This window comes from Burkholderia sp. MSMB1588, assembly GCF_001546925.1.
In the GTDB taxonomy this organism is placed as follows: domain Bacteria; phylum Pseudomonadota; class Gammaproteobacteria; order Burkholderiales; family Burkholderiaceae; genus Burkholderia; species Burkholderia humptydooensis.
Window position 1 is genome coordinate 1,459,421 of sequence record NZ_CM003770.1, and the last position, 22,857, is coordinate 1,482,277.

19 protein-coding genes and 1 pseudogene are annotated in these 22,857 nt (G+C 67.3%); 14 read left to right on the top strand and 6 right to left on the bottom strand.

Features of this window, described 5'->3' with window-relative positions:
* Window positions 1–28 precede the first annotated feature (28 nt).
* The 6 genes and pseudogenes from folC to WS92_RS05850 form a co-directional block, all read left to right on the top strand.
* Window positions 29–1,342 carry a bifunctional tetrahydrofolate synthase/dihydrofolate synthase gene (folC, locus tag WS92_RS05825; RefSeq protein ID WP_059931982.1) on the top strand — a complete coding sequence of 438 codons (1,314 nt, stop codon included), beginning with the start codon at window positions 29–31 and terminating at the stop codon, window positions 1,340–1,342.
* Between the two features lie 119 nt (window positions 1,343–1,461).
* Window positions 1,462–2,196 carry an SPOR domain-containing protein gene (locus tag WS92_RS05830; protein WP_171845189.1) on the top strand — a complete coding sequence of 245 codons (735 nt, stop codon included), beginning with the start codon at window positions 1,462–1,464 and terminating at the stop codon, window positions 2,194–2,196.
* 6 nt (window positions 2,197–2,202) lie between these two features.
* The gene (locus WS92_RS05835; protein ID WP_006028629.1) at window positions 2,203–2,697 is read left to right on the top strand and encodes a CvpA family protein; all 495 of its coding nucleotides are present in this window, start codon (window positions 2,203–2,205) and stop codon (window positions 2,695–2,697) included.
* 52 nt (window positions 2,698–2,749) lie between these two features.
* Window positions 2,750–4,285 carry an amidophosphoribosyltransferase gene (purF, locus tag WS92_RS05840; RefSeq protein ID WP_006028630.1) on the top strand — a complete coding sequence of 512 codons (1,536 nt, stop codon included), beginning with the start codon at window positions 2,750–2,752 and terminating at the stop codon, window positions 4,283–4,285.
* A 266-nt stretch (window positions 4,286–4,551) separates the two neighbouring features.
* Complete coding sequence (locus tag WS92_RS05845) at window positions 4,552–5,754, top strand: O-succinylhomoserine sulfhydrylase (protein WP_059931984.1); 1,203 nt, start codon at window positions 4,552–4,554, stop codon at window positions 5,752–5,754.
* Window positions 5,750–5,986: pseudogene (locus WS92_RS05850) on the top strand (cupin domain-containing protein); the annotation flags it as partial. The gene WS92_RS05845 and the pseudogene WS92_RS05850, both read left to right, overlap by 5 nt.
* Here WS92_RS05850 and WS92_RS05855 read toward each other — a convergent pair.
* Genes WS92_RS05855 through WS92_RS05865 form a run of 3 tightly spaced genes read right to left on the bottom strand, consistent with a single transcriptional unit; the run spans window position 5,971 to window position 9,063 of the window.
* On the bottom strand, window positions 5,971–6,939 hold the full coding sequence (locus tag WS92_RS05855) for an NAD-dependent epimerase/dehydratase family protein (protein WP_059931947.1): 969 nt from the start codon (window positions 6,937–6,939) through the stop codon (window positions 5,971–5,973). The pseudogene WS92_RS05850 and the gene WS92_RS05855 sit on opposite strands and share 16 nt — an antisense overlap.
* Window positions 6,926–7,969 carry a GDP-mannose 4,6-dehydratase gene (gene gmd, locus WS92_RS05860; protein WP_006028634.1) on the bottom strand — a complete coding sequence of 348 codons (1,044 nt, stop codon included), beginning with the start codon at window positions 7,967–7,969 and terminating at the stop codon, window positions 6,926–6,928. The genes WS92_RS05855 and gmd overlap by 14 nt, the downstream gene beginning before the upstream one ends.
* A gap of 35 nt (window positions 7,970–8,004) precedes the next feature.
* On the bottom strand, window positions 8,005–9,063 hold the full coding sequence (locus tag WS92_RS05865) for an acyltransferase family protein (RefSeq protein ID WP_059931949.1): 1,059 nt from the start codon (window positions 9,061–9,063) through the stop codon (window positions 8,005–8,007).
* Window positions 9,064–9,156: 93 nt separating this feature from the next.
* Between WS92_RS05865 and WS92_RS35570 the strand changes: the two genes are divergently transcribed.
* The 4 genes from WS92_RS35570 to WS92_RS05880 all read left to right on the top strand — a co-directional run bounded on the left by WS92_RS35570 (window position 9,157) and on the right by WS92_RS05880 (window position 15,763).
* Window positions 9,157–9,462, top strand: coding sequence for a hypothetical protein (locus WS92_RS35570; protein WP_156436736.1), 306 nt, complete (start codon window positions 9,157–9,159; stop codon window positions 9,460–9,462).
* 164 nt (window positions 9,463–9,626) lie between these two features.
* Window positions 9,627–11,789, top strand: coding sequence for an NHL repeat-containing protein (locus WS92_RS05870; protein WP_061083812.1), 2,163 nt, complete (start codon window positions 9,627–9,629; stop codon window positions 11,787–11,789).
* Window positions 11,790–11,837: 48 nt separating this feature from the next.
* On the top strand, window positions 11,838–13,304 hold the full coding sequence (locus WS92_RS05875) for an oligosaccharide flippase family protein (protein ID WP_006028637.1): 1,467 nt from the start codon (window positions 11,838–11,840) through the stop codon (window positions 13,302–13,304).
* Window positions 13,301–15,763, top strand: a complete 2,463-nt coding sequence (locus WS92_RS05880; protein WP_059931952.1) for a glycosyltransferase family 4 protein — start codon at window positions 13,301–13,303, stop codon at window positions 15,761–15,763. Before WS92_RS05875 ends, WS92_RS05880 begins: the two co-directional genes overlap by 4 nt.
* Window positions 15,764–16,188: 425 nt before the next feature.
* Here the strand turns inward: WS92_RS05880 and WS92_RS05885 are convergent, their stop codons facing one another.
* The gene (locus tag WS92_RS05885) at window positions 16,189–17,361 is read right to left on the bottom strand and encodes an acyltransferase family protein (protein ID WP_059931955.1); all 1,173 of its coding nucleotides are present in this window, start codon (window positions 17,359–17,361) and stop codon (window positions 16,189–16,191) included.
* 218 nt (window positions 17,362–17,579) lie between these two features.
* On the opposite strand from WS92_RS05885, the gene WS92_RS35575 reads away from it, so the two are divergent.
* The 3 genes from WS92_RS35575 to galU are packed head-to-tail and all read left to right on the top strand — an operon-like array spanning window position 17,580 to window position 18,886.
* Window positions 17,580–17,723, top strand: coding sequence for a hypothetical protein (locus WS92_RS35575; RefSeq protein ID WP_009915643.1), 144 nt, complete (start codon window positions 17,580–17,582; stop codon window positions 17,721–17,723).
* Window positions 17,724–18,005 carry a hypothetical protein gene (locus WS92_RS37115; protein WP_331457919.1) on the top strand — a complete coding sequence of 94 codons (282 nt, stop codon included), beginning with the start codon at window positions 17,724–17,726 and terminating at the stop codon, window positions 18,003–18,005.
* Window positions 17,999–18,886 (top strand): UTP--glucose-1-phosphate uridylyltransferase GalU, encoded by an 888-nt coding sequence (gene galU, locus WS92_RS05895; RefSeq protein WP_009915639.1) that lies wholly within the window; start codon window positions 17,999–18,001, stop codon window positions 18,884–18,886. The genes WS92_RS37115 and galU overlap by 7 nt, the downstream gene beginning before the upstream one ends.
* A 146-nt stretch (window positions 18,887–19,032) precedes the next feature.
* On the opposite strand, the gene WS92_RS05900 is transcribed toward galU, so the two are convergent.
* Complete coding sequence (locus tag WS92_RS05900; RefSeq protein ID WP_059931957.1) at window positions 19,033–20,160, bottom strand: acyltransferase family protein; 1,128 nt, start codon at window positions 20,158–20,160, stop codon at window positions 19,033–19,035.
* Between the two features lie 274 nt (window positions 20,161–20,434).
* On the opposite strand from WS92_RS05900, the gene WS92_RS05905 reads away from it, so the two are divergent.
* Window positions 20,435–20,878, top strand: a complete 444-nt coding sequence (locus tag WS92_RS05905) for an HU family DNA-binding protein (protein WP_015603490.1) — start codon at window positions 20,435–20,437, stop codon at window positions 20,876–20,878.
* A gap of 785 nt (window positions 20,879–21,663) precedes the next feature.
* Here WS92_RS05905 and WS92_RS05910 read toward each other — a convergent pair.
* The gene (locus WS92_RS05910; protein WP_059931959.1) at window positions 21,664–22,818 is read right to left on the bottom strand and encodes a porin; all 1,155 of its coding nucleotides are present in this window, start codon (window positions 22,816–22,818) and stop codon (window positions 21,664–21,666) included.
* Between the last annotated feature and the right edge of the window lie 39 nt (window positions 22,819–22,857).

Sequence of the window (22,857 nt, forward strand, 5' to 3'; positions counted from 1 at the left end):
TTCGCCGCTTTGATTCGCCTTGGATTCGATGAGCACTTTTCCCACTCTCGACGCGTGGCTCTCGCACCTCGAAAGCGCGCATCCCGTCGGCATCGACATGGGCCTCACCCGCATCGGCCGGGTCAAGGACGCGCTGAAGCTCGAATTCGCGTGCCCGGTGATCACGGTCGGCGGCACGAACGGCAAGGGCTCGACCTGTGCATTCCTCGAGACGATCCTGACGCGCGCGGGCTACAAGGTCGGCTGCCACACGTCGCCGCATCTGCTGCGCTTCAACGAGCGCGCGCGCATCGACGGCCGGATCGTCGACGACGAAGCGCTGCTGCCGCACTTCGAGGCGGTCGAGGCGGCGCGCACGAGCCTGCCGGAGCCGGTGTCGCTCACGTACTTCGAGTTCACGACGCTCGCGATCATGCACTTGTTCGCGTCGCGCGGGCTCGACGCGGTGATCCTCGAAGTGGGGCTCGGCGGCCGGCTCGACGCGGTCAACGTGATCGATACCGATTGCGCGATCGTGACGAGCATCGACGTCGACCACATCGACTATCTCGGCGACACGCGCGAGAAGATCGCGTTCGAGAAGGCGGGCATCTTCCGGCCGGGCAAGCCCGCGATCTGCGGCGACCCGGCGCCGCCGCACGCGCTCGTCGACCATGCGGCCGCGATCGGCGCGGATCTGTGGCTCGTCGGGCGCGACTTCCGCTTCTCGACGCAGCCGGGCAGCGAGCGCCAGCAATGGGCGTACCTCGGCCGCGACAAGCGCTATCCGGCGCTCGCGTATCCGGCGCTGCGCGGCGCGAACCAGTTGCTCAACGCGTCGGCGGCGCTCGCCGCGCTCGAGGCGCTGCGCGAGCGGCTGCCCGTGTCCGCGCAGGACATCCGGCTCGGGCTCGCGAACGTCGAGCTGCCGGGGCGTTTCCAGGTGCTGCCCGGCAAGCCGCTCGTGCTGCTCGACGTCGCGCACAATCCGCACGCGGCCGCGGTGCTCGCGCAGAATCTCGATTCGATGGGCTACTACCCGTACACGCACGCGGTGTTCGGCGCGATGGCAGACAAGGATCTCGTGGGAATCGTCGCGCGGCTGAAGGGCGCGATCGATCACTGGCATCTGACCGATCTGCCGCTGCCGCGCGCGGCGTCGGCCGACGTGCTCGAGCGTGTGCTGCGCGGCGCGGGCGTCGAGAACGGCGCGCAGCACAGCGTCACGCGCCACGCGGCGCCGGCCGATGCGTTCCTCGATGCACTAAAAAGCGCATCCGACAATGATAGAATCGTGGTTTTCGGTAGCTTCTACACGGTAGCGGGCGTGATGCCCGTCGTGGACCGCCGCCATGACCACTGACTGACGAGTAGCTTCGGGTTCAGCCATACATGGGAATTTTCTCGTTCGGCAAGAAAGAGGACGACGCGCCGCAAAGGCGCGGGGCGCGGTCCGGCGCCCGGGCCGTGCGCACCGAACGCGTGGAACGCCGTTCGCGCCGCACCGAGCGGCCCGACACCGACGCACTGCTGCTCGATCCGACCCTTCCTGAAAAACAACGCGCGCGCCGGCGGCTCGTCGGCGCGATCGCACTCGTCGTCGCCGCGGTGATCGTGCTGCCGATGGTGCTCGATTCGCATCCGAAGCCCGTCACCGACGACGTCCAGATCGACATCCCGAATCGCCCGTCGCACCAGGCGGCCGCCGCGAACGACGAAGACGCGTCGGACGTCCAGGCGGGCGTCGCGCACGACGAGCCGCCCGCGTCCGAGACGGCCGCTGCCGCCGCGCCCGCGCCTGCCGTGGCCGCCAAATCGGATGTGAAGCCGGATGTGAAGCCGGACACGAAGACGGGCGCCAAGGAAGCCAGGAAGGCCCAGACCGCCGCCGCGCAGAAGCCGGCCGCGCAGCCGTCGCAGGATGCGGTCCCGGCGTCGCGCGCGCCGGCCGCGACCGCATCGGCCGACGGCGACGCGTCTTCGCCCGCATCGCCGCCCGGCGCGCGCTTCGCGCTGCAGCTCGGCGCGTTCCGCGACGACGCGGCCGCCCGCAACTGGGCGACGAAGCTGAAGGCGGCGGGCGTGCCCGCGTATGTCGAGCACCGCAAGCAGGCCGACGGCAGTACGGCTACACTGTTGCGCGCGGGGCCGTTCGCCGATCGCGCGGCCGCTTCCGCCGCGATCGCGAAGGTGCGCGAAGCGGGCCTCACGCAGTAACGGGCGATGCTGACTGCTTTCGATTATGCCGTGCTGCTGGTGATCGGTTTGTCGGCGCTGCGCGGCGCGTGGCGGGGATTCGTCGGCGAGATCTTCGGCCTGATCGGCTGGATCGCCGCATTTCTGATCGCGTGCCGTTTCGTCGGCGTCGTGCTGCCCTATATTCCGGCGACTTGGCCGGGCGGCGCGCTGACCCAGTGGGTCGTCGCGTTCGCGTTGATCATCATCGGCGTCGTGCTCGTCGCGGGCGTCGCGAACGCGCTGCTGTCGCGGATCGCGCAGGCGACGGGCCTGGGCGGCGTCGACCGGTCGCTCGGCATGATGTTTGGCCTCGTGCGCGGCGTGCTGCTCGTGCTGCTGCTCGTCGCGGCGGCGGGACTCACCGAGCTGCCGAAACAGGATTTCTGGCGCGACGCGTTGCTGCGTCCGTTCGCCGAACAGGGCGTGCGCGAGCTCAAGCCGCTCTTGCCCGACGGGCTCGCTGCGTACATTCACGTCTGATCCGCGCGAGCGCACCGACCGAACCGTTTTTTGTATCGTTGAAGGACATGCCATGTGCGGCATCGTAGGCGTTATCTCCCAGTCCCCGGTCAACCAGCTTGTCTACGACAGCCTGCTGCTGCTGCAGCATCGCGGTCAGGACGCGGCGGGCATCGCGACGGCGGACGGCAGCAATTTCCATATGTACAAGGCGAACGGCATGGTGCGCGACGTGTTCCGCACGCGCAACATGCGCAGCCTGCCCGGCACGGCCGGGATCGGTCAGGTCCGTTACCCGACGGCGGGCTCCGCGTCGAGTGAAGCCGAAGCGCAACCGTTCTACGTGAACGCGCCGTTCGGCATCATCCTCGCGCACAACGGCAACCTGACGAACTGGCAGCAGTTGAAGGACGAGATGTTCCGCATCGACCGCCGCCACATCAACACGAATTCCGACAGCGAGGTGCTGCTGAACGTGCTCGCGCACGAGCTGCAGCTCTCGACGACGGGCCTCGAGCTCGATCCCGATTCGCTGTTCAAGGCGGTCGCGGGCGTGCACCGCCGCGCGCGCGGCTCGTATGCGATCGTGTCGCTGATCGCGGGCTACGGCCTGCTCGCGTTCCGCGATCCGTTCGGCATCCGCCCGCTTTGCATCGGCAAGCTCGAAACCGAACAGGGCACCGAGTGGATCGTCGCGTCGGAATCGGTCGCGGTCGAGGGCATCGGCTTCGAATTCGTCCGCGACGTGAAGCCGGGCGAGGCGGTCTTCATCGACGTGAACGGCAGGTTCCACAGCCGCCAGTGCGCGGACAAGCCGAGCCTGAACCCGTGCATGTTCGAGTACGTGTACCTCGCGCGCCCGGATTCGTGCCTCGACGGCGTGCCCGTCTACAACGTGCGCCTGCGCATGGGCGACTATCTCGCCGAGAAGGTCAGGCGCGAGCTGCCGAACGTGCCGATCGACGTCGTGATGCCGATTCCCGATTCGTCGCGGCCGGCTGCGATGCAGGTGGCGGCGAAGCTCGGCGTCGAGTATCGCGAGGGCTTCTTCAAGAACCGTTACGTCGGCCGCACGTTCATCATGCCCGGCCAGGCGGTGCGCAAGAAGTCGGTGCGCCAGAAGCTCAACGCGATGAGCATCGAGTTCAAGGACAAGCACGTGCTGATCGTCGACGATTCGATCGTGCGCGGCACCACCTCGCACGAGATCGTGCAGATGGCGCGCGACGCGGGCGCGAAATCGGTGATCTTCGCTTCGGCGGCGCCGCCCGTGAAATTCCCGAACGTCTACGGGATCGACATGCCGACGCGCGGCGAGCTCGTCGCGCACGGCCGCACCGACGAGGAAGTCGCGAAGATCATCGGCGCCGATTACCTGATCTACCAGGACGTCGACGATCTGCGCCGCGCGGTGCGCGACATCAACCCGTCGCTCGAGGGCTTCGAGGCGTCGTGCTTCGACGGCGACTACATCACGGGCGACGTCACGCCCGAGTATCTGGACGCGATCGAGCGCGCGCGCCTCGCGCCCGCGTCGCAGGCGGATCGCGATCCGAGCGGCGAAGGCGCCGAGCGCTCGCAGATGAACCTGCAACTGTCGGTCGAGTGAGCGCCCGCGCACATGACCGAAAAGGCGTGATACGATGGCGCCTTGCGTCGATTTGATTTCAGCTTGCGGACGCGGGGCAACCCGAAACAGCTAAAGCGAAGGCCGGCGAGCAGCGCCACGTCGGCCCGAGTCGATAGCTGTTCGTACCGCACACCAAGCCCGCTGATGCCGACGCATGAGCGGGCTTTTTGTTGATCTGCGCATCGCGGCATGCGCGCCGTGCGGTGCGCATGGCGGCGATGCGCTTGAAAACGGATGAACGGAACATGGACGACTCTCTCAACTTCGACACGCTCGCCGTCCGCTCGGGCACGCTGCGCAGCGAATTCAACGAGCATTCGGAAGTGCTCTTCCTGACGTCGAGCTTCTGCTACGCGAGCGCGGCCGAGGCGGCCGAGCGCTTCAAGCATTCGGAAGACTATTACACGTACTCGCGCTTCACGAACCCGACCGTCACGATGTTCCAGGACCGCCTCGCGGCGCTCGAGGGCGGCGAGGCGTGCATCGCGACCGCGTCCGGGATGGCGGCGATCACGTCGGTCGTGATGGCCGCGTTGCAGGCGGGCGACCACCTCGTCAGCTCGCGCAGCCTGTTCGGCTCGACGCTCGGGCTGTTCGGCCAGATCTTCGCGAAGTTCGGGATCACGACGACGTTCGTCGATCCGGCCGATCTCGACGCATGGCGCGCCGCCGTGCGCCCCGAGACGAAGATGTTCTTCCTCGAGACGCCGTCGAACCCGATGACGGAGCTCGCCGACATCGAGGCGATCGGCAAGATCGCGAAGGCCGCGAACGCGCTCTTCGTCGTCGACAACTGTTTCTGCAGCCCGGTGCTGCAGCAGCCGCTCAAGCTCGGCGCGGACGTCGTGATGCACTCGGCGACCAAGTTCCTCGACGGCCAGGGCCGCGTGCTCGGCGGCGCGCTCGTCGGCTCGAAGGCGTTCATCATGGAGAAGGTGTTCCCGTTCGTGCGCACCGCGGGGCCGACGCTGTCCGCGTTCAACGCGTGGGTGCTGCTCAAGGGGATGGAGACGCTGTCGCTGCGCGTGAACCGGCAATCGGAGAACGCGCTCGAGATCGCCCGCTGGCTCGAAGCGCATCCGGCCGTCAAGCGCGTGTTCTATCCGGGGCTCGAATCGCACCCGCAGCATGCGCTCGCGAAGCGTCAGCAGAAGTCGGGCGGCTCGGTCGTGTCGTTCGAGCTGAAGGGCGACACGCCGGAGCAGCAGCGCGCGAACGCGTGGCGCGTGATCGACGGCACGAAGATCGTGTCGATCACCGCGAACCTCGGCGACACGCGCACGACGATCACGCATCCGGCGACGACGACGCACAGCCGGATCGCGCCTGAGGCGCGCGAGGCGGCGGGGATCACCGAAGGGCTGATCCGGCTCGCGGTCGGACTCGAGGCTCCGGCGGACATCCGCGACGATCTCGCGCGCGGGCTCGCGGGCGGGTTCGCGGGCTGACGAGGACGAGATGTTCTACGTCGTCTACGGCAGCTTGCGCATTCAATTCGAGGGGCGCGACGACGTCGTGCTGAACGCCGGCGACTTCTGCATCGTGCCGAAGAACACGATGCACAACCCGGTCGCCGATGCGGAGTGCGGGATCGCGCTGATCGAGACCGTCACGACGCTGCACACGGGCGACACGCCGTCGCCGCTCGCGAAGAGCATCGACGCTCAGCTCGCCGGCTGACCCGCGCGCGCGGCGAGCGCCGCGCGCATGTCGCCGTACATCCAGCGCAGCGTCTCGTCGAGCGGCGTGCGGCGCGCGTCGCCGATCACGCCGCGCAGCTTCTGCCGCGAGCCGACCAGCTTCTTCACCTCGTTTGCGCGCACGAAACGCGGATCGACGCTCACGTCGATCACGTAGCCCGCGATCCGCGCGAGCATCGCCAGCACTTCCTTCAACGCATGGCCGCGCTCCGCGCACACGTTGAACGTCTCGCCCGCGGGCGCGGCATCGACGAGCCGCGCGTAGGCGTCGACGACGTCGCGCACGTCGGAGAAATCGCGGCTCACGTCGAGATTGCCGAGCGAGATCCGCGGCTCGCCGCGCGCGTAATGCGCGACGAGCTTCGGCAGCAGATACGCGTCGCTCTGGCCGACGCCCGTATAGTTGAACGGCCGCGCGATCACGATCGGCAGGCGGTCGAGCCAGAGCTTCGCCATGTATTCCATCGCGAGCTTGCTGACCGCGTAGTCGTTCGCGGGCCGCGGCGGCGCCGATTCGTCGAGCACTTCGATCGGCGCGTTGCCGTAGACGTTCGCGCTGCTCGCGAGCAGCACCGCGTCCGGGCTCGCGTCGAGGCCCGCGAGCGACGCGAGCAGGTTGCGCGTGCCGACCACGTTGACGAGGTACGTGTCCTGCGGATCGCCGTGCGCGACGTGCGCGCGCGCGGCGAGGTGCACGACCGCGTGCGGCCGTGCGTCGGCGACCGCCGCGTGCAGCGAGTCGACGTCGAGCAGATCCGCCTTCACGCAGCGCCAGCGCCGCAGCAGCGGGTCGTCCGGCGCGTCGGTGTCGGGCGCGACCGTGCCCCACACGTCGTAGCCGTCGGCTTCGAGGCGCGCGGCGAGATGGCGGCCGGTGAAGCCCGCGATGCCGGTGACGAGCGCGCGCCGCGCGCCGGGCTCAGAAGGTCTCATGGTGGCGGTTGCGCGTGATGTCGGCTTCGACCATCATCCGGCACAGTTCCTCGAGCGTCGTCTTCGGGGCCCAGCCGAGCTTGTCCTTCGCCTTGTCCGCGCAACCGATCAGCAGATCGACTTCGGCAGGGCGGTAGAACTTCGGATTCACCGACACGAGCACGTTGCCCGTCGCCGTGTCGATGCCGCGCTCGTCCTCGGCCTTGCCGCTCCATTCGAGCTGGTAGCCGGCCGCCGCGAACGCCATCCGCACGAAATCGCGGACCGTCTCGGTGCGGTTCGTCGCGAGCACGTAGGTATCGGGCCTGTCCACCTGCAGCATTCGCCACATCCCTTCGACGTACTCGAGCGCGAAGCCCCAGTCGCGCTTCGCATCCATGTTGCCGAGCTCGAGCCGGTTCGCCTTGCCGAGCTTGATCTTCGCGACGGTGTCGGTGATCTTGCGCGTGACGAACTCGCGCCCGCGCAGCGGCGATTCGTGATTGAACAGGATCCCGCTCGAGCCGAAGATGCCGTACGACTCGCGATAGTTGACCGTCGTCCAGTGCGCGAACAGCTTCGCGACGCCGTATGGGCTGCGCGGATAGAACGGCGTGCTCTCGGTTTGCGGAATCGCCTGCACCTTGCCGAACATCTCCGAGGTCGACGCCTGGTAGTAGCGGGTCTTCGGGTTCACGATGCGGATCGCCTCGAGCAGGTTCAGCGCGCCGAGGCCCGTGACTTCGGCCGTCGTCGCCGGCTGGTCGAACGATACGCCGACGAAGCTCTGCGCGGCGAGGTTGTACAGCTCGTCCGGCTGCGTGCGTTCGATGAGGCGCAGGCTCGAGCCGAGATCGGTCAGGTCGTGCTCGACGAGCGTCAAGTTCGGATGCTTGTCGACGCCGAGTTCGGCGATGCGCCAGAAGTTCACCGAGCTCGTGCGGCGATACGTGCCGACGACTTCGTAGCCCTTGTCGAGCAGAAGCTTCGTCAGATAAGCGCCGTCCTGGCCCGTTATCCCGGTGATGATCGCCTTGCGTGCTTGGGTCATTGCGGTTTCCTAATCGAACGATGGAGTGAATCGGATCATGCGGATGCGCGCGCGGCGCCCGCGAGCGCCGGCCGGGGCGCGCCGCGCGTCAGGCGCCGCTCGAAGCCGTACCAGCTCGCGCTCGCGTACCCGAGCGTGATGGCGAACGCGAGCGCGGCCGTCAGGTAGCGGTTCAGATGCAGCGGCCAGAGCGCGTACAGCACGCTCAGGTGGACGAGATAGATCGTGTAGCTGACGGTGCCGACATAGACGAGCGCGGGATTCGTCAGCACGCGCTGCACGAGGCCGCGCCCGCGCAGCGCGATCACGACGATCGACGTGCACAGCACGAGCGACACGCTGTAGAGCGTCGCATTGGAGAGGGGCGTGTTTGCCGCGCGAAAGCGCGGGAACGACAAATGCAGCCACGCGAGCACCGCGAGCGCCGCGCAGGCGGCCGCGATCGCCGCGCCGTAGTACGGCTCGAGCGCGCGCCGGTCGCGGCGCAGCGCGACGGCGAGGAGCGCGCCCGCGGCGAGCAGGTCCATCCGGAACGGCGTCAGGTAGTAGATCGGCCAGAACGAATCGAACCACGGCGTCGCGAGCGCGCGCAGAAGCGGCGCCGCGACGATCAGCGCGGCCGCGACCCACGCGAGCGCGCGCGCCGGAACGAGCAGCACGACGAACGGCCAGAAGATGTAGAACTGCTCCTCGACGGCGAGCGACCACAGCACGTTCAGGCTGTCGTGCCCGATGCTGCCGAGCGACAGCCCGATATTCGTCGAGAAGAACGCATACCAAGGCCAGTACCTCGCCCATTCGACGCCGAACAGGATCGACGACACGACGAGCAGCAGCAGATACGGCGGCAGGATGCGGCGCACGCGGCGCGCGTAGAAATAGCCGAAGTACGACGCGCCGCGCGCCTTGCGCTCGAGCAGGATGCCGGTGATGAGCAGGCCGCTCAGCACGAAGAAGAGGTCGACGCCGATCCACAGCGGGGCCTTCAGCGCATGCTGGAAGAACACCGCGAGCACGGCGAGCGCGCGCAGGCCATCGAGCTGGACGATGCGGCCGGCGTGGGCGGGCTGGGCAACGAGCGTATCGCGAGTCATCGGGCACGGGGGCGAACGACGACGATCCGGCGCCGGCCGCGCATTGCGCTTTCTGCGCGCTCGCTCCGAATCGTTGTGCATCCGCTGAAATAAATGAAAGATCGAGTCGAAATCGATTCTAGGGAAAAGAAATCGGCAAAAAAACGCGCCGAGATTCGTTCGATTTTTTCCGCAAGCGGCGCGGCGGCCGCATTCACGGGGCGCGGCGAGCGAATTCGGCGCGGCATTCGACCCCGATCGCCTTGGCCGCGCATGCTGCGGCGCGGCATTTTCTACGCGTCCGCGCGGGTGCCGCCGGTCGTTCTTGCCGGCGCGCGGCCATGCGAAACGATTCGATTTGATCATTCGATACATTCTTGCGCGTCGAAATATCCGCAAATATTTCCAAATTTCTTGTGAATATTTTTGCTTGTAACCTGCTTCGCATCGTTTGAAACCTATTTTGCGATGCATGCATGCGTCGCAAACTCACGAGCGTTTCGCGCGTCGGGCTCGCTGGTGGCCGGGCGCGCCGGCGTCTCGTCACGGTCGAAGGGAGAAGCGTCTTGCGACGTTTGATGCGAATGGGAGTGGCGGTGTGCGCGGCGGCGACGCTCGCGGGCGCCGCGCGAGCGGAGAACGTGCTGCCCGCGACGACGTCGTGGATCGGCAATACCTATGGCTACGGCGACGGCACGTGGACGCAGATCGACATTCGCGCGATCGCGGTCACGCCCGACGGCAAGGTGTATACGAACGCGCCGTGGGACGAGAGCGGCGCGGAGGCGAGCGTCTATCAGGACGGCAAGATGCTCGGCTTCGCGGGCGGCACGCACGGCTGGGGCAACGCGGGCGGCAGCGCGATCGCGGTGAACAGCCGTTATGCGTACGTCGCGATCGCGGTCGGCAACGAGAAGGGCCGGCTCGTCGCGCCGGGCATCTGGCCGGACAAGGGCCGGCAGTGGTACGGCATCTCGCGCCGCGAGATCGGCGATGTGAAAGAGGCCGCGCCGTTTCGCAGCGCGAAGGCGGGCGACGCGCGCGCGAAGCTCGCGGCGAGCTTCCTGATGGTCAACGACGTGCCGACCGACACGCACGCGGAAGTCGCCGGGCTCGCCGCGAACGACAGCGCACTGTACGCGACCGATCCGCTGCACGACACCGTCAACGTGTACGACGCGCAGACGATGCAGAAGAAAGGCGCGTGGAGCGCGCGCGAGCCGGGCCGGATCGCGCTCGCGGCCGACGGCACGCTGTGGTTGTTGACCGACACGCGCAACGGGCCGGCGAAGCTCGCGCACGTGCGGCCCGACGGCCGCGCGATCGACGACGCGCCCGAGCTGCCGTCGGGCGTCGACGCCGTCGACGTCGCGACCGACGCGAAGGGCCGCGTGCTCGTCGCCGACAACGGCGCGCGCCAGCAGATCCTGATCTTCTCGAAATCGGCCGAAGGCGGCTACGCGATGAGCGGCGCGCTCGGCGAGCGCGGCGGCATCTTCTCGGGCTACGCGGGCCGGCCGGGGCCGCAGCGCTTCAACGGGCTGACGGGCGTCGGCGTCGATCGCGCGGGCAATGTGTATGTGGCGACGAACGGCATCGGCCCGCGTCACGGCACGATCGGCGCGGGGCTCGGCAGCACGCTCGAGAGCTATGCGCCCGACGGCCGGCTGCGCTGGCAGGTGCAGGGCCTGTTGTTCGTCGACGGCGCGTGGATCGATCCGGGCCGGCCGAACAGCGTCTACACCGGCAACAAGCGCTTCGAGCTCGATCTGTCGAAGCCCGTGGGCAAGGAATGGAAATATGCGGGATTCCTGTCGAATCGCTTCAAGTATCCGGACGATCCGGTGTTCAACACCGATCAATGGCCGGGAATGCCGTTCGCGCGCAAGGTCGCGGGCCGCACGTTCCTGTACCTGACCGACATGTACGCCGATCATCTGAAGATCTATCGCTTCGATCCGAAGCGCGACGGCGAGACGGCGATTCCGTCGGGGCTGCTCGCGGGGCGCGCGCGGCCCGTCGACAAGGTGCCGAACCGGCCTCCGGGCGGCGACTGGATCTGGCGCGACGCGAACGGAAACGGCCGCTTCGACGAAGGCGAATTCGAGCTGAACACGACCGGCAAGGGCATGGCGGGCGGCTGGGGCTGGTGGGTCGACACGAACGGCGACATCTGGCGCACGAGCGACACGCGCGGCATCCGGCGCTTTCGCTTCGGCGGGCTCGACAAGGCCGGCAACCCGATCTACTCGTACGACAAGCTGACGACCTACCCGACGCCCGCGCCGTTCACCGAGCTGCGCCGCGCGCTGTACGACGCGTCCGCGGACACGCTGTACGTGACGGGCTACACGGCCGACGCGGCGCGCGTCGGCGGCCTGTCGAAGGAGGTGGGGCGCGTGCTCGTGCGTTTCGACAAGTGGTCGAGCGGCTCCCCCGTCGTGCGCTATCAGGTTTCGCTGCCGTGGCAGCTCGACGCGAAGCCGATCTTCACGCTGATCGGGCTGACGCTCGAGGGGCGCTATCTGTTCGGCGTCGAGCCGGTCGGCACGGTGCACGTGTACGACAAGGACAACGGCCGCGAGCTCGGCGTGATCAAGCCGGGGCCGGAGGTCGGGCGCGCGTCCGGCTGGGTCGACGTGCCGTTCGGGATCAGCGCGTACCGGCGCGAGAACGGCGAGTACCTGATCTTCGTCGAGGAGGACGCGCGCGGCAAGGTGATGATGTATCGATGGAGGCCGCAATGACCGGCGCGGGAGCGACGGCGGGCGCGAACGGAGCGGGGCGGCGCGACCATGGATAAAGGCATGCTGAAGAACGTCGCGATCAATTTCTTCGGATTGATCCTGCCGACCTTCGTGTCGCTCGTGACGGTGCCCGCGTACATCAAGGCGCTCGGCGTCGAGCGTTACGGCGTCGTGAGCCTCGTGTGGACGCTGATCGGCTATTTCGGGATTCTCGATCTCGGGATGAGCATGGCCGCGCAGAACCACATCTCGAAGGCGCTCGCGGGCGGCGACGCGAAAGAGAGCGCGCGCGTGTTCTGGAGCGCGTTCTGGCTGAACCTGGCCACGGGCGTCGCGGGCGGCCTGCTGATCTACTTCGGCGCGTTCATGTACACGGCGTACTTCACGAAGGTGTCGGCCGAGCTGCAGCACGAGGTGTATCTCGCGCTGCCGTGGCTCGCGCTCGCGATTCCGCTCGCGAACGTGTCATGGGTGTTCGCGGGCGCGATCAACGGCGCCGAGCGTTTCGGCGTGTTCAACACGAACCAGACGATCGGCACGTTCCTGTTCCAGTTGATGCCGCTCTTCGCCGCGTGGCTCGTCGCGCCGACGCTGCAGGTCGTGCTCGCGGCCGCGGTGGGCGCGCGCCTCATCGCGGCGGTGATGCTCGGCGCGGCCAGCATGAAGGTGCTCGGCATCCGCAGGATCGAGCCGCCGCAGCTCGGCACCGCGAAGGGGCTCTTCAACTTCGGCGGCTGGATGCTGATCGCGAGCATGACGGGCATGATCGCCGACACGCTCGATCGCGTGATGCTCGGCGCCGGGCTCGGCGCGAAGTACGTCACGTATTACACGGTGCCGCAGAACCTCGTCACGCGCCTGAACATGCTGCCGAACGCGCTCGTGCGCACGCTGTTCCCGCGGCTGTCGGCCGTCGGCCGCGATCACGCGGACACGCTCGTCAAGCAGTCGCTCGAATTCCTGAACGGCGTGTTCACGCCGATCGCGATCGCCGCGGTCTTCGCGCTCGGGCCGTTTCTCACGCTGTGGGTCGGCCGGGATCTCGCGGAGCTGTCGGCGCCCGTCGGGCGCGTGCTCGTGATCAGCGTGTGGCTCGTCGGCCAGGCGAGCGTCACGCGCATCCTGATCCAGTCGCAGGTGAACCCCGCGCGCGCGGCGGCCGCGGGCCTCGTGCAGATGCCGTTCTTCGTCGGCGCGCTGTGGGTCGGCATCCATCATTTCGGGCTGATCGGCGCGGCGGTGGTCGTCGCGGCGCGCGCGCTCGTCGATTACGGCGTGCTGCTGTATCTGTCCGCGATCCGGATGCGCGCGATCGCGCTCGACATGTTCGCACACCTCGCGTTCCTGCTCGCGAGCCTGTACGTCGCGCATGCGCTGCCGGGACTCGCCGCCGCGATCGCCGCGTGCGCGGCCGCGGTCGCGCTGAATGTCGGCTGGTCGATCACGATGACGCCCGGCATGCGCGCGCTCGCGCGCAGCGTGCTCGTGCGTCTGAACCCGAGGAAGAGCGTATGAATCGCGATCTTGCAGAACATCCGTTGCAGCGCGCCGCGACGTTTCAGGACGTCGAGCGCGCCGCGCGCGACGCGCGCATCACCGATGCGCCGCCCCCCGCGCATCGCGCGCGCGATGCGGCGCGGCCGCTGCGCGTCGCGGTCGTCCACGACTGGCTCGTCACCTACGCGGGCGCCGAGCGCGTGCTCGAGCAGATCGTCGCGTGCTTTCCGGACGCGGACCTGTTCGGCCTCGTCGATTTCCTCGACGACCGCACGTTCCTGCGCGGCAAGCCGGTCACGACGTCGTTCATCCAGAAGCTGCCGTACGCGCGCACGAAGTACCGCAGCTACCTGCCGCTGATGCCGCTCGCGATCGAGCAGCTCGACGTATCCGCGTACGATCTCGTGATTTCGAGCAGCCACGCGGTCGCGAAGGGCATCCTGACCGGGCCGGACCAGGTGCACGTGAGCTACGTGCATTCGCCGATCCGCTACGCGTGGGATCTCCAGCATCAGTACCTCGAACAATCGCAGCTCACGCGCGGCGTCAAATCGGCGCTCGCGCGGCTGATCCTGCATTACATCCGCAACTGGGACGTGCGCACGTCGAATTCGGTCGACCGTTTCGTCGCGAACTCGGCGTTCATCGCGCGGCGCATCCACAAGGTCTATCAGCGCGACGCGGCGATCGTGTTTCCGCCCGTCGACGTCGACGCGTTCACGCTGTCGATGAAGAAGGAAGACTTCTATCTGACCGCGTCGCGGATGGTGCCGTACAAGAAGATCGACCTGATCGTCGACGCGTTCGCGCAGATGCCGGAGCGCCGGCTCGTCGTGATCGGCGACGGGCCGGACATGCGCAAGATCCGCGCAAAGGCCGCGCCGAACGTCGAGATCATGGGCTATCAGCCGTTTTCGGTGTTGCAGGACCGGATGCGCCGCGCGAAGGCGTTCGTGTTCGCGGCCGAGGAGGATTTCGGGATCTCGGTCGTCGAGGCGCAGGCATGCGGCACGCCCGTGATCGCATTCGGCAAGGGCGGCGCGCTCGAGACGGTGCGCGACGCGGCGTCGCACGAGCGGCCGACCGGCGTGTTCTTCGACGAGCAGAGCGCGCGGGCGATCGTCGCCGCGGTCGACGATTTCGAGCGCGCGCCGGCGCGCTTCAAGCCGGAGGATTGCCGCGCGAACGCCGAGCGGTTCTCCGCCGCGCATTTCCGGCGGCGCTTCGTCGCGCAGATCGACGCGCTGCTGCCGAACGCGCAGGCGCGCGCGAAGCTGGCGGGCGCGGCGCAGCCGGCCGGCCGCGCGTCGCTCGCGGCGCGCGGCCTGAAGGCGCTCGTGCTCGATCAGAGCGGCGTGCTGGGCGGCGCCGAGCTGTCGCTGCTCGAGATCATGAAGCATCTGCGCGATTCGGCCGACGTCGTGCTGTTCGACGACGGGCCGTTTCGCGCGGCGCTCGACGAAGCGGGCGCGCGGGTCGACGTCGTCGGCCAGCGCGCGCTCGCGGGCGTGCACAAGCAGGGCGGCGTGTCGCTGCGCGCGGCGGGCAGCCTGCTCGCGCTCGTGCGCGAAGTCGCGCGTCGCGCGCGCGACGCCGACGTGATCTACGCGAACACGCAGCGCGCGATGGTGGTGGGCGCGCTCGCCGGGCGGCTCGCGCGCAAGCCGGTGGTCTGGCATCTGCGCGACATCGTGAGCGAAGCGCACTTCGGCCCGAAGCAGCGGCTCGCGATCAAGCAATGCGCGCGGCTCGGCGTGACGCGCGTGATCGCGAACTCGGACGCGTCCGCGCGGGCGTTTCTCGAATTGACGGGCTTCGAGCGGCGCGCGGTGCAGGTCGTCTTCAACGGCATTTCGGCCGAGCCCTTCGTCGCGCTGGAACCGGTCCGCCAGGCCGCGCTGCGCGTGCGCTTCGGGCTGCCCGCCGATGCGTGGATCGTCGGCTCGTTCAGCCGGCTTGCGCACTGGAAAGGGCAGCACGTGCTGCTCGAGGCGGCGCGGCTCTATCCGGACATGCACGTCGCGCTCGTCGGCGCGCCGCTCTTCGGCGAGGACGAGTACGCGGCCGAGCTGCGCGGCTTCGTCGCACTGCACGGGCTTGGCGAGCGCGTGCATTTCCTCGGCTTTCAGCGCGACGTCGCCGCTTGCATGAAGGCGGTCGATGTCGTCGCGCACACGTCGATCACGCCGGAGCCGTTCGGCCGCGTGATCGTCGAAGGGATGCTCGCGAAGCGGCCCGTCGTCGCGGCGCGGGCGGGCGGCGTCGTCGAGATCATCGACGACGACGTGAACGGCCTGCTCCGCGAGCCCGGCGACGCGCATGCGCTCGCCGACGCGCTCGCCGCGCTGCGCACCGACGCGGTGCTCTGCGAGCGGCTCGTCGCGAACGGCTACGACACCGCGGTGAACCGGTTCGGCACGCAGACCTACGTCGAGCAGGTCGAGCGGATTCTCGTCGAGACTGCGCGGCGGCGGTGAAACCGGTTTTGTCGTGAGCGCGGGCGCGGCGAGCGGCTGCGGGAGTGACTTCGCGGCCGGCGATATCGGCGACCGGATGCCCGGATTGTTGCGTGTTCGTTCACGTTGCCGAACGCCGCGCCCGATGCACACATGCGGCCGTTCATTTCCGGTTGTTTCGTCGACGTCCGGACAAGACGCGCTGTCGGCCGATATCCGAATCCACGTGAGATCCGCAGCGGGTTGCGCGCTTGCGGCAACACCACGTTAAGCCGTTCGTCGCGACGCCGCCGTGCCAATGCGCGATCTGACGGAGGATGAAGCGAGCGTCGGCTGCATGGATTCGTGCCGTGGCGGGCGATCCGGCTCGATTGGCTGTCCTGCCGGTTTCAAGAGGGCGACTGCACGCAGCCGGCTCGCGCGCCGTGAGCCGCGCGCATTGCCCGTCAGACGGGCATCTGCCGCTGCGCGGCCGCCGCCACGGCCCGCTTCGGCTTCAGGCTCGCCGACCAGCGCATCGCCGGCAGCTCGAACATCCGGTAGAACAGGTACGCGACGGGGACGACGGCCGCGATGAACGCGAACGACGGCCAGATCGACAACTGCAGCTCCGAGCGGTACAGCACCGACGCCAGGCACACGAAGAACGGCAGGTGGATCAGGTACAGCGAATAGCTGAAGTCGCCGAACCACGACAGCGCCCGCATCGGCACGGACGCGGACACGGGCCGCGCGAGCGCCGCGTACAGATAGCATGCGAAGCCGGCTGCCCATAGCTGAAACGCGCCATACTGCCCGAAATGGAACGCGACGCAGCCGAGCGCGACGCCGGCCGCCGCGGCCGCATACCAGAGCCGCGAAGGCGCCGGCGCAGCGTGCGCGTCGCGTTGCGCGCGGACGTCGGCGATCCACGCGCCGACCGTCCAAGACAGCCAGTACGACGTGAAGAATTGCAGATCGTGCCGTTCGAGCAGCCAGGCCGACACGACGTTGACGAGCGCGATCGCGACGACGACGGGCAGCATCCCGAAGCGGCGTCGCGCCGCGAAGAGGAGCGGATAGATCGCGTAGAACTGCACTTCGAGCGACAGCGTCCACAGCGCGCCGTTCGAGCCGTACGTGTAGCCCGCGACGCCCTGCAGCGACAGCAGGTTGACGACGAACGACGTGAGCCCGATGTCGCGGATCTTGTGGCTGACGGGCTCGAACTGCAGGCTGATCGAATCGAACACGAGCGTCGCGACGAGCGCGGCGAGCAGCACCGGGTAGATGCGCGCGAAGCGGCGCGCCCAGAAGTTCGGCGCGTTGAGCCGGTATGACGGATCGGCGGCGAGCTTGAGCGCCGCGTTGCGATGGATGCAATAGCCGCTGATCACGAAGAAGATCGGCACGCCGGCCGAGCCCCATGCGAACGGAAACGTCAGGTAGCCGGCGATCGCGCTCGGGTCGAGCGAATGGCCATACGTCCGATGGAAGTGCTGCATTCCCACCCACGCGACCTGCCGGCAGTGGAAGTACGCGACAAGCAGCGCGGCGAAGCCGCGCAGCGCGTCGATCAGGTGTTCCTTGTGGTCGGTGGCGTTCGGCCGCGCACCCGACGCCATGCTCGAAGCATTCATGCGATCCGGTTCCTTGCAATGAGAAAGGCGCAAAAGGCGCCATTCGATCGTAATCCGCAAGAAATCCGGACGGGAGAATAAAAAAATCGCCTATTGAATAGATGTAATTAAACGTATCCGTTCGTAACGGTTCTCACGTTGCGGCATGGCGGCAAATTATTTATCGATTTTTTTCTGATAGCTTGAGATCCCATGTCGATTGAAGGAAGGAGTGCGCGATGGACATGCATTGGATTGCAAGCGGCGCCGTATTGCTCGTGATGGCCGTTCTGTCGGCCTATCGGGACGCATTGAAGAACGAGCCGATCAACCGTTTCGGCTTCGGTCGCGGCGGCGCGCCGTATTCGGAGGAATTCGAATAATTGAACGCGCCGGATCGAATCGGTAAATTGTCGCGAAGCACCCGGCGGGTCGGCAAGATCGACCGACTTCGCGGCGATTATCCGAATATGCTTATATCCGGACAACTCTTTCATATTAATGAGAGCAGCGCCGGAGCGAGCGGATCTTTATTCAGATTGATGGGTTGCCGGCGCGTCGAATGCCGATGCGCACCGTCCGTCGAGCGCAGCCGCGCCCGGCGTGCGCCCCCGACATTTGACGTCCGGCCAATCGTCAACACTTTCGGGATGCGATCATGTTGAAAGTCACCAAAGCCGTGTTCCCCGTTGCCGGTCTCGGCACACGGTTTTTGCCCGCCACCAAGGCGAGTCCGAAGGAAATGCTGCCCGTCGTCGACAAGCCGCTGATCCAGTATGCGGTCGAAGAGGCGATCAATGCGGGCATCACCGAGATGATCTTCGTGACGGGCCGCAGCAAGCGCGCGATCGAAGATCACTTCGACAAATCGTTCGAGATCGAATCCGAGCTCGAGGCGCGCGGCAAGGAAAAGCTGCTCGAGCTCGTGCGCGGCATCAAGCCGAGCCACGTCGACTGCTTCTACGTGCGCCAGCCGGCCGCGCTCGGCCTGGGCCACGCGGTGCTCTGCGCGGAGAAGCTCGTGCACGGCGAGCCGTTCGCGGTGATCCTCGCCGACGATCTGCTGCACGGCGACCAGCCGGTGCTCAAGCAGCTCGTCGATGTCTTCAACCACTATCACAGCTCGGTGATCGGCGTCGAGACGATCGAGCGCGAGGACAGTCGCTCGTACGGCGTCGTCGAGGGCCGCGAGTGGGAAGAGGACATCATCAAGCTGTCGGGCATCATCGAGAAGCCGGCGCCCGAGCATGCGCCGTCGAATCTCGGCGTCGTCGGGCGCTACGTGCTGATGCCGAGCATCTTCGAGCATCTGCGCAAGATCAAGCCGGGCGCGGGCGGCGAGCTGCAACTGACGGACGCGGTGCAGTCGCTGCTGACCGAGGAGCAGGTGCTCGCGTACCGCTACTACGGCACCCGCTTCGACTGCGGCAGCAAGCTCGGCTATCTGAAGGCGACGGTCGAGCTCGCGCTCCAGCATCCGGAAGTGGGCCGCGAATTCGAGGCGTACCTGCGCAACTGCCTGCCGGTGCTCGCCGCGGTCGCTTAGCATCCCTGTCTTTTGACGTCCAAGGTGTGTGGTGGTTGTTCCGTTGGCCCCGGTTCTCGCGAGCCGGGGCATTTTTGTATCCGGACGGAGCGGAGCGAGGCGGGAAGGCGCTCGCCGCGGCACGCGCCCATGCTCCGGCGCGCCGGTCAGCGCGCGGCCGGACGTTCGCTCGGCGCGAACCGGCGGCGCAGCGCGGCGTCGAGCGGCTTCTTGTAGTCGAGCACGCGCTTTTCCAGGTACTGCCACGACAGATGCGCGAGCAGCACCGCGAGCAGGAATTGCAGGATTTCGGGCAGCAGTTCCTGCAGCGCGGGCGGAACGCGCAGCCGTTCGTAGAGGCCCGGCATCACGCCGATGCGCTCGGGAATCAGGTTGTGGAACAGATAGAACCCGTAGCTGATCGTGCCGAGGTACGCGAGCGGCGCCCGCTCGAGCAGCGAGACGGCCGGATGTTCGGGACGGCTCACGATCCAGAACAGCAGGATGGCGATCGACACGCCAAGGCCGATGTCCGCGACGCCGCCCGCCGTCGCGGAAAGCGGTGCGGCCCATAGCGCGAGCGTCGCGCAGAACGCGGCGCCCGCCGCGCCGATCCACGGCATCAGCGCGCCCGCGACGCCTTCGGGCGCCGCCGCGCCGCCGCTGCGCAGGATTGCGCCGATGCCGCCGAGCGCGATCAATGCGAAATTCCACGGCGAAAACGCGTAAATGAGCACGGGCGACGCGTGCTGCAGATAGAGCAGCAGATGCGCGGCGGCGGCGAGCGCGACGGTCGCGGCACAAATCGCGAGATGGCGCGATGCGCGGGTGGCGAGCAGCACGATCGGCGCGATCAGGTAGAACTGCTGCTCGACGGCGAGGCTCCAGAAGTGCGACGTGCTGCCCGGCCAGCCTTCCTTGACGACGCCGATCCAATAGTCCGATAGAAACACCGCGTGCCAGCGCAGCCCGAGATCGACGTCGTGCTGATAGAGATGGCGATGCGCGATCGCGATCGCGGCGAGCAGCAGGTAGTAGACGGGCAGGATGCGCAGCGCGCGCTTGCCCGCGAACAGCCAGAACGCGTAGCGGCGGCACGACGTGCCGCGTTCGATCGCGAGCCGGCTGCGGTGCAGCTCGCCGACGATCAGGAAGCCGCTGATGAGGAAGAACGTCCAGACGCCGATCTGGCCGACGTCGACCGCGCCGAAGTGCGCGCGGTGCGACAGGAAGACGAGTGTGACGGCGACGGCGCGCAGGCCGTCGAGCCCTCTCACGTGTTTGACTGCGCGCATTCCAGGTCCCAAGCGATGCGATGCCGACGGACAGTATAGGAATGCAAATGTCGAACATAATTCGCTCGGGCGATTCGATATGCGACGTAAAAACCGCTGCGCGCGCGGGCCGAAACGACATCCGTAGTCAGCGGCGCGCAACAAAACCTGCGGGAAACCCGCGGATAACGCATAAAAGTGCTGCACGAAGCGGCGCGGCGCTTGTAGAATCCGGCGTTGAAGCTCGCATGTCGCGCGCTTCGTGTATCCAACGACCACACCTGGTAGGAGAAACATGGCGACTTCCGCAAAAAAGGTGGCTAAGAAGGCTGCCGCACCGGCCAAGAAAGTGGCTGCCAAAAAAGCAGCGCCCGCGAAGAAAGTAGTGGCGAAGAAGGCTGTCGCGAAGGCACCCGCCGCTCCGACGCCGCTCAAGGACAAGTTCACGAAGGCTTCGCTCGCGACGCACATCGCCGAGCGCGCAGCCATCGAAGTGAAGGCTGTCAAGGCAGTGCTCGCGGCACTCGAGAACGTCGTGCTGGGCTCGGTCCACAAGAAGGGCGCAGGCGAGTTCACGCTGCCGGGTCTGCTGAAGATCACGGCGCAAGCCGTGCCGGCGAAGAAGAAGCGCTTCGGCAAGGACCCGTTCACGGGCGAAGAGCGCTGGTTCCCGGCGAAGCCGGCCAGCGTGCGCGTGAAGGCTCGCGCGCTGAAGAAGCTGAAGGATGCGGCAGCGTAAGGACGGCGTGTGGTTTGCCGGAATCGTCCGGTAGCTGCGACAGTCCGAAAAAATCCCCGCGTGCGCGAGCGCGCGGGGATTTTTTTGTCCGCGCGCGGGCGGAGCGCAGCGTGCGGTTGCGAACGCAAGGCGCGTGGCGTGATGACGAGCGTCGATCGGGAATGCTCGCGGCAACGTAGTGAGATGTACGTTTCTCGTTTGCCGTCGAACGATGGACCGATGCGGTTGCGGTGCGACGAGATGTCACCGCGCGATACGCGATGCGCGCGGAGTCGCTGACGTTCGAGCGAGCGGCCGCGGCAGCCGCACGGCGATCGATGACTCGCCGCATGAAGGTGCGGGTTCATTTTGAGAGGGCGCACGCACTGATGCGCCGGCACAGGCGTTCAAATTCGCATTCGCTGAGGCAGCGGCGTCATGCTGGATGAACGGGAGGCCGGTGCGGCGCGTCGACGATGCTTCCTGCACGACCCCGAAGCGATCGACCAGTCGTCGACGACGTTCGTCCTTGCCGAGCCTTGGGCGCGTCGAACAGGCCGGCCCGGGGCAGAGGCGTTGCCGAAGCCTTCGGAGCGCGCGTAGCGCCCGCTATGCGGCTCCGCGCGCATGGTCCGCGCGCGGCGTCCCGCGCGATGTCGTCGATCGGTCGCCGCCTCGCGATTCACGCGTCACGCACGGCGCACGCATCACAAAAAAGCCAGCCTGGCGCATCTGCGCCAGGCTGGCTTTGCGGTTGCGGCCGGCGACGCCCGAAGGCGCCGGCGAGCCGCGCGTCGCGGCTGCGCTTAGAACTTGTGGCGCAGGCCCAGCGCGACCATCTCTTGCGACTTCGTACCGTTGACGCTGTACGAGCCGATCGATGCTTGCGCCGATTGCGTCGTCGTCGCATCGACGCGCTGCGTGCCGCTCGCGTGCTGGTAAGCACCCGCGAGGTAGACGTCCGTGCGCTTCGACAGTGCGTAGTCCGCGCCGATCGACACCTGGTGGTACTTCGCGTCCGTGTCGCCGCTCGCCTTCGTGTACGCGTAGCCGAGGCCGAGCAGCAGTGCCGGCGTGGCCTGGTACGTCGCGAAGCCGCGGCCCGTGTTGTACTTCTCTGTCGACGAGAAGCCCGAGAAGCCGTCCGGCTTGTATTGCGCGTTGCTGTAGCCGAGGCCGACCGTAACCGGGCCGAACACGTACTGGCCGGCCACCTGTGCGATGCCGATCGACTTCGCGCTTGCGTAGCCGGAGTTGATCGCGCCGTCGAAGATCGCGTCGGACGAACCGCTCCACGTCGTGCGCACGCCGCTCGCCGGCGACGGGTTCGACGTGTAGAAATAACCGGCTGCGACGCCGATCGGGCCGTTGTTGTACGCCGCCGCCGCCGACCACGTCTGGCCTTGGCCCGCCGCACCCGCAATGCCGCTGAAGCCATACAGCGCTTCGAACTGGAAGCCCGCGAACACAGGCGACGTGTACTTGACCGTGTTGTTCACGCGCAGGCTGTTGTCGTTGTTGTCGACGTCGCCAGGGGTGGCGAACAGGCTGCCGAAGTAGTTGTCTGCCGTGACCGGCTGCACCAGGTCGACGAGCGGATCGTACTGGCGGCCGAGCGTCACCGTGCCGTATTGATCGCTTTGCAGACCGACGAACGCCTGGCGGCCGAACATGCGCTTGCCCTGGCTGAGCGTGCCGTCATTCGAGCTGAAGCCGTTTTCCAACTGGAAGATCGCCTTCAGGCCGGCGCCGAGATCCTCGGTGCCCTTCAGGCCCCAGCGGCTGCCTTGCAGATTGCCGCTGCCCATCAGCCATGCGTTGTTGGCCTTGCCATCGTTACCATGAACATAAGTGATCGACGTATCAATCACGCCATACAGCGTGACGCTGCTTTGAGCCTGGGCTGCACCGGCTGCGCCCAGCAGCGCGAGCGAGAGGGTAGACAGAGCGAGTTTCTTCATCGAGTTATTTCTCCACGCGAGTGAGTCGTTATTTGTTGC

Bases quoted from the DNA above. Each gene is read 5' to 3' on its own strand.
- folC (WP_059931982.1), top strand. From the start codon at position 29: ATGAGCACTTTTCCCACTCTCGACGCGTGGCTCTCGCACCTCGAAAGC.
- WS92_RS05835 (WP_006028629.1), top strand. From the start codon at position 2,203: ATGCTGACTGCTTTCGATTATGCCGTGCTGCTGGTGATCGGTTTGTCG.
- purF (WP_006028630.1), top strand. From the start codon at position 2,750: ATGTGCGGCATCGTAGGCGTTATCTCCCAGTCCCCGGTCAACCAGCTT.
- WS92_RS05845 (WP_059931984.1), top strand. From the start codon at position 4,552: ATGGACGACTCTCTCAACTTCGACACGCTCGCCGTCCGCTCGGGCACG.
- WS92_RS05855 (WP_059931947.1), bottom strand. From the start codon at position 6,939: ATGAGACCTTCTGAGCCCGGCGCGCGGCGCGCGCTCGTCACCGGCATC.
- gmd (WP_006028634.1), bottom strand. From the start codon at position 7,969: ATGACCCAAGCACGCAAGGCGATCATCACCGGGATAACGGGCCAGGAC.
- WS92_RS05865 (WP_059931949.1), bottom strand. From the start codon at position 9,063: ATGACTCGCGATACGCTCGTTGCCCAGCCCGCCCACGCCGGCCGCATC.
- WS92_RS35570 (WP_156436736.1), top strand. From the start codon at position 9,157: ATGAAAGATCGAGTCGAAATCGATTCTAGGGAAAAGAAATCGGCAAAA.
- WS92_RS05870 (WP_061083812.1), top strand. From the start codon at position 9,627: ATGGGAGTGGCGGTGTGCGCGGCGGCGACGCTCGCGGGCGCCGCGCGA.
- WS92_RS05875 (WP_006028637.1), top strand. From the start codon at position 11,838: ATGGATAAAGGCATGCTGAAGAACGTCGCGATCAATTTCTTCGGATTG.
- WS92_RS05880 (WP_059931952.1), top strand. From the start codon at position 13,301: ATGAATCGCGATCTTGCAGAACATCCGTTGCAGCGCGCCGCGACGTTT.
- WS92_RS05885 (WP_059931955.1), bottom strand. From the start codon at position 17,361: ATGAATGCTTCGAGCATGGCGTCGGGTGCGCGGCCGAACGCCACCGAC.
- WS92_RS35575 (WP_009915643.1), top strand. From the start codon at position 17,580: ATGGACATGCATTGGATTGCAAGCGGCGCCGTATTGCTCGTGATGGCC.
- galU (WP_009915639.1), top strand. From the start codon at position 17,999: ATGTTGAAAGTCACCAAAGCCGTGTTCCCCGTTGCCGGTCTCGGCACA.
- WS92_RS05900 (WP_059931957.1), bottom strand. From the start codon at position 20,160: ATGCGCGCAGTCAAACACGTGAGAGGGCTCGACGGCCTGCGCGCCGTC.
- WS92_RS05905 (WP_015603490.1), top strand. From the start codon at position 20,435: ATGGCGACTTCCGCAAAAAAGGTGGCTAAGAAGGCTGCCGCACCGGCC.
- WS92_RS05910 (WP_059931959.1), bottom strand. From the start codon at position 22,818: ATGAAGAAACTCGCTCTGTCTACCCTCTCGCTCGCGCTGCTGGGCGCA.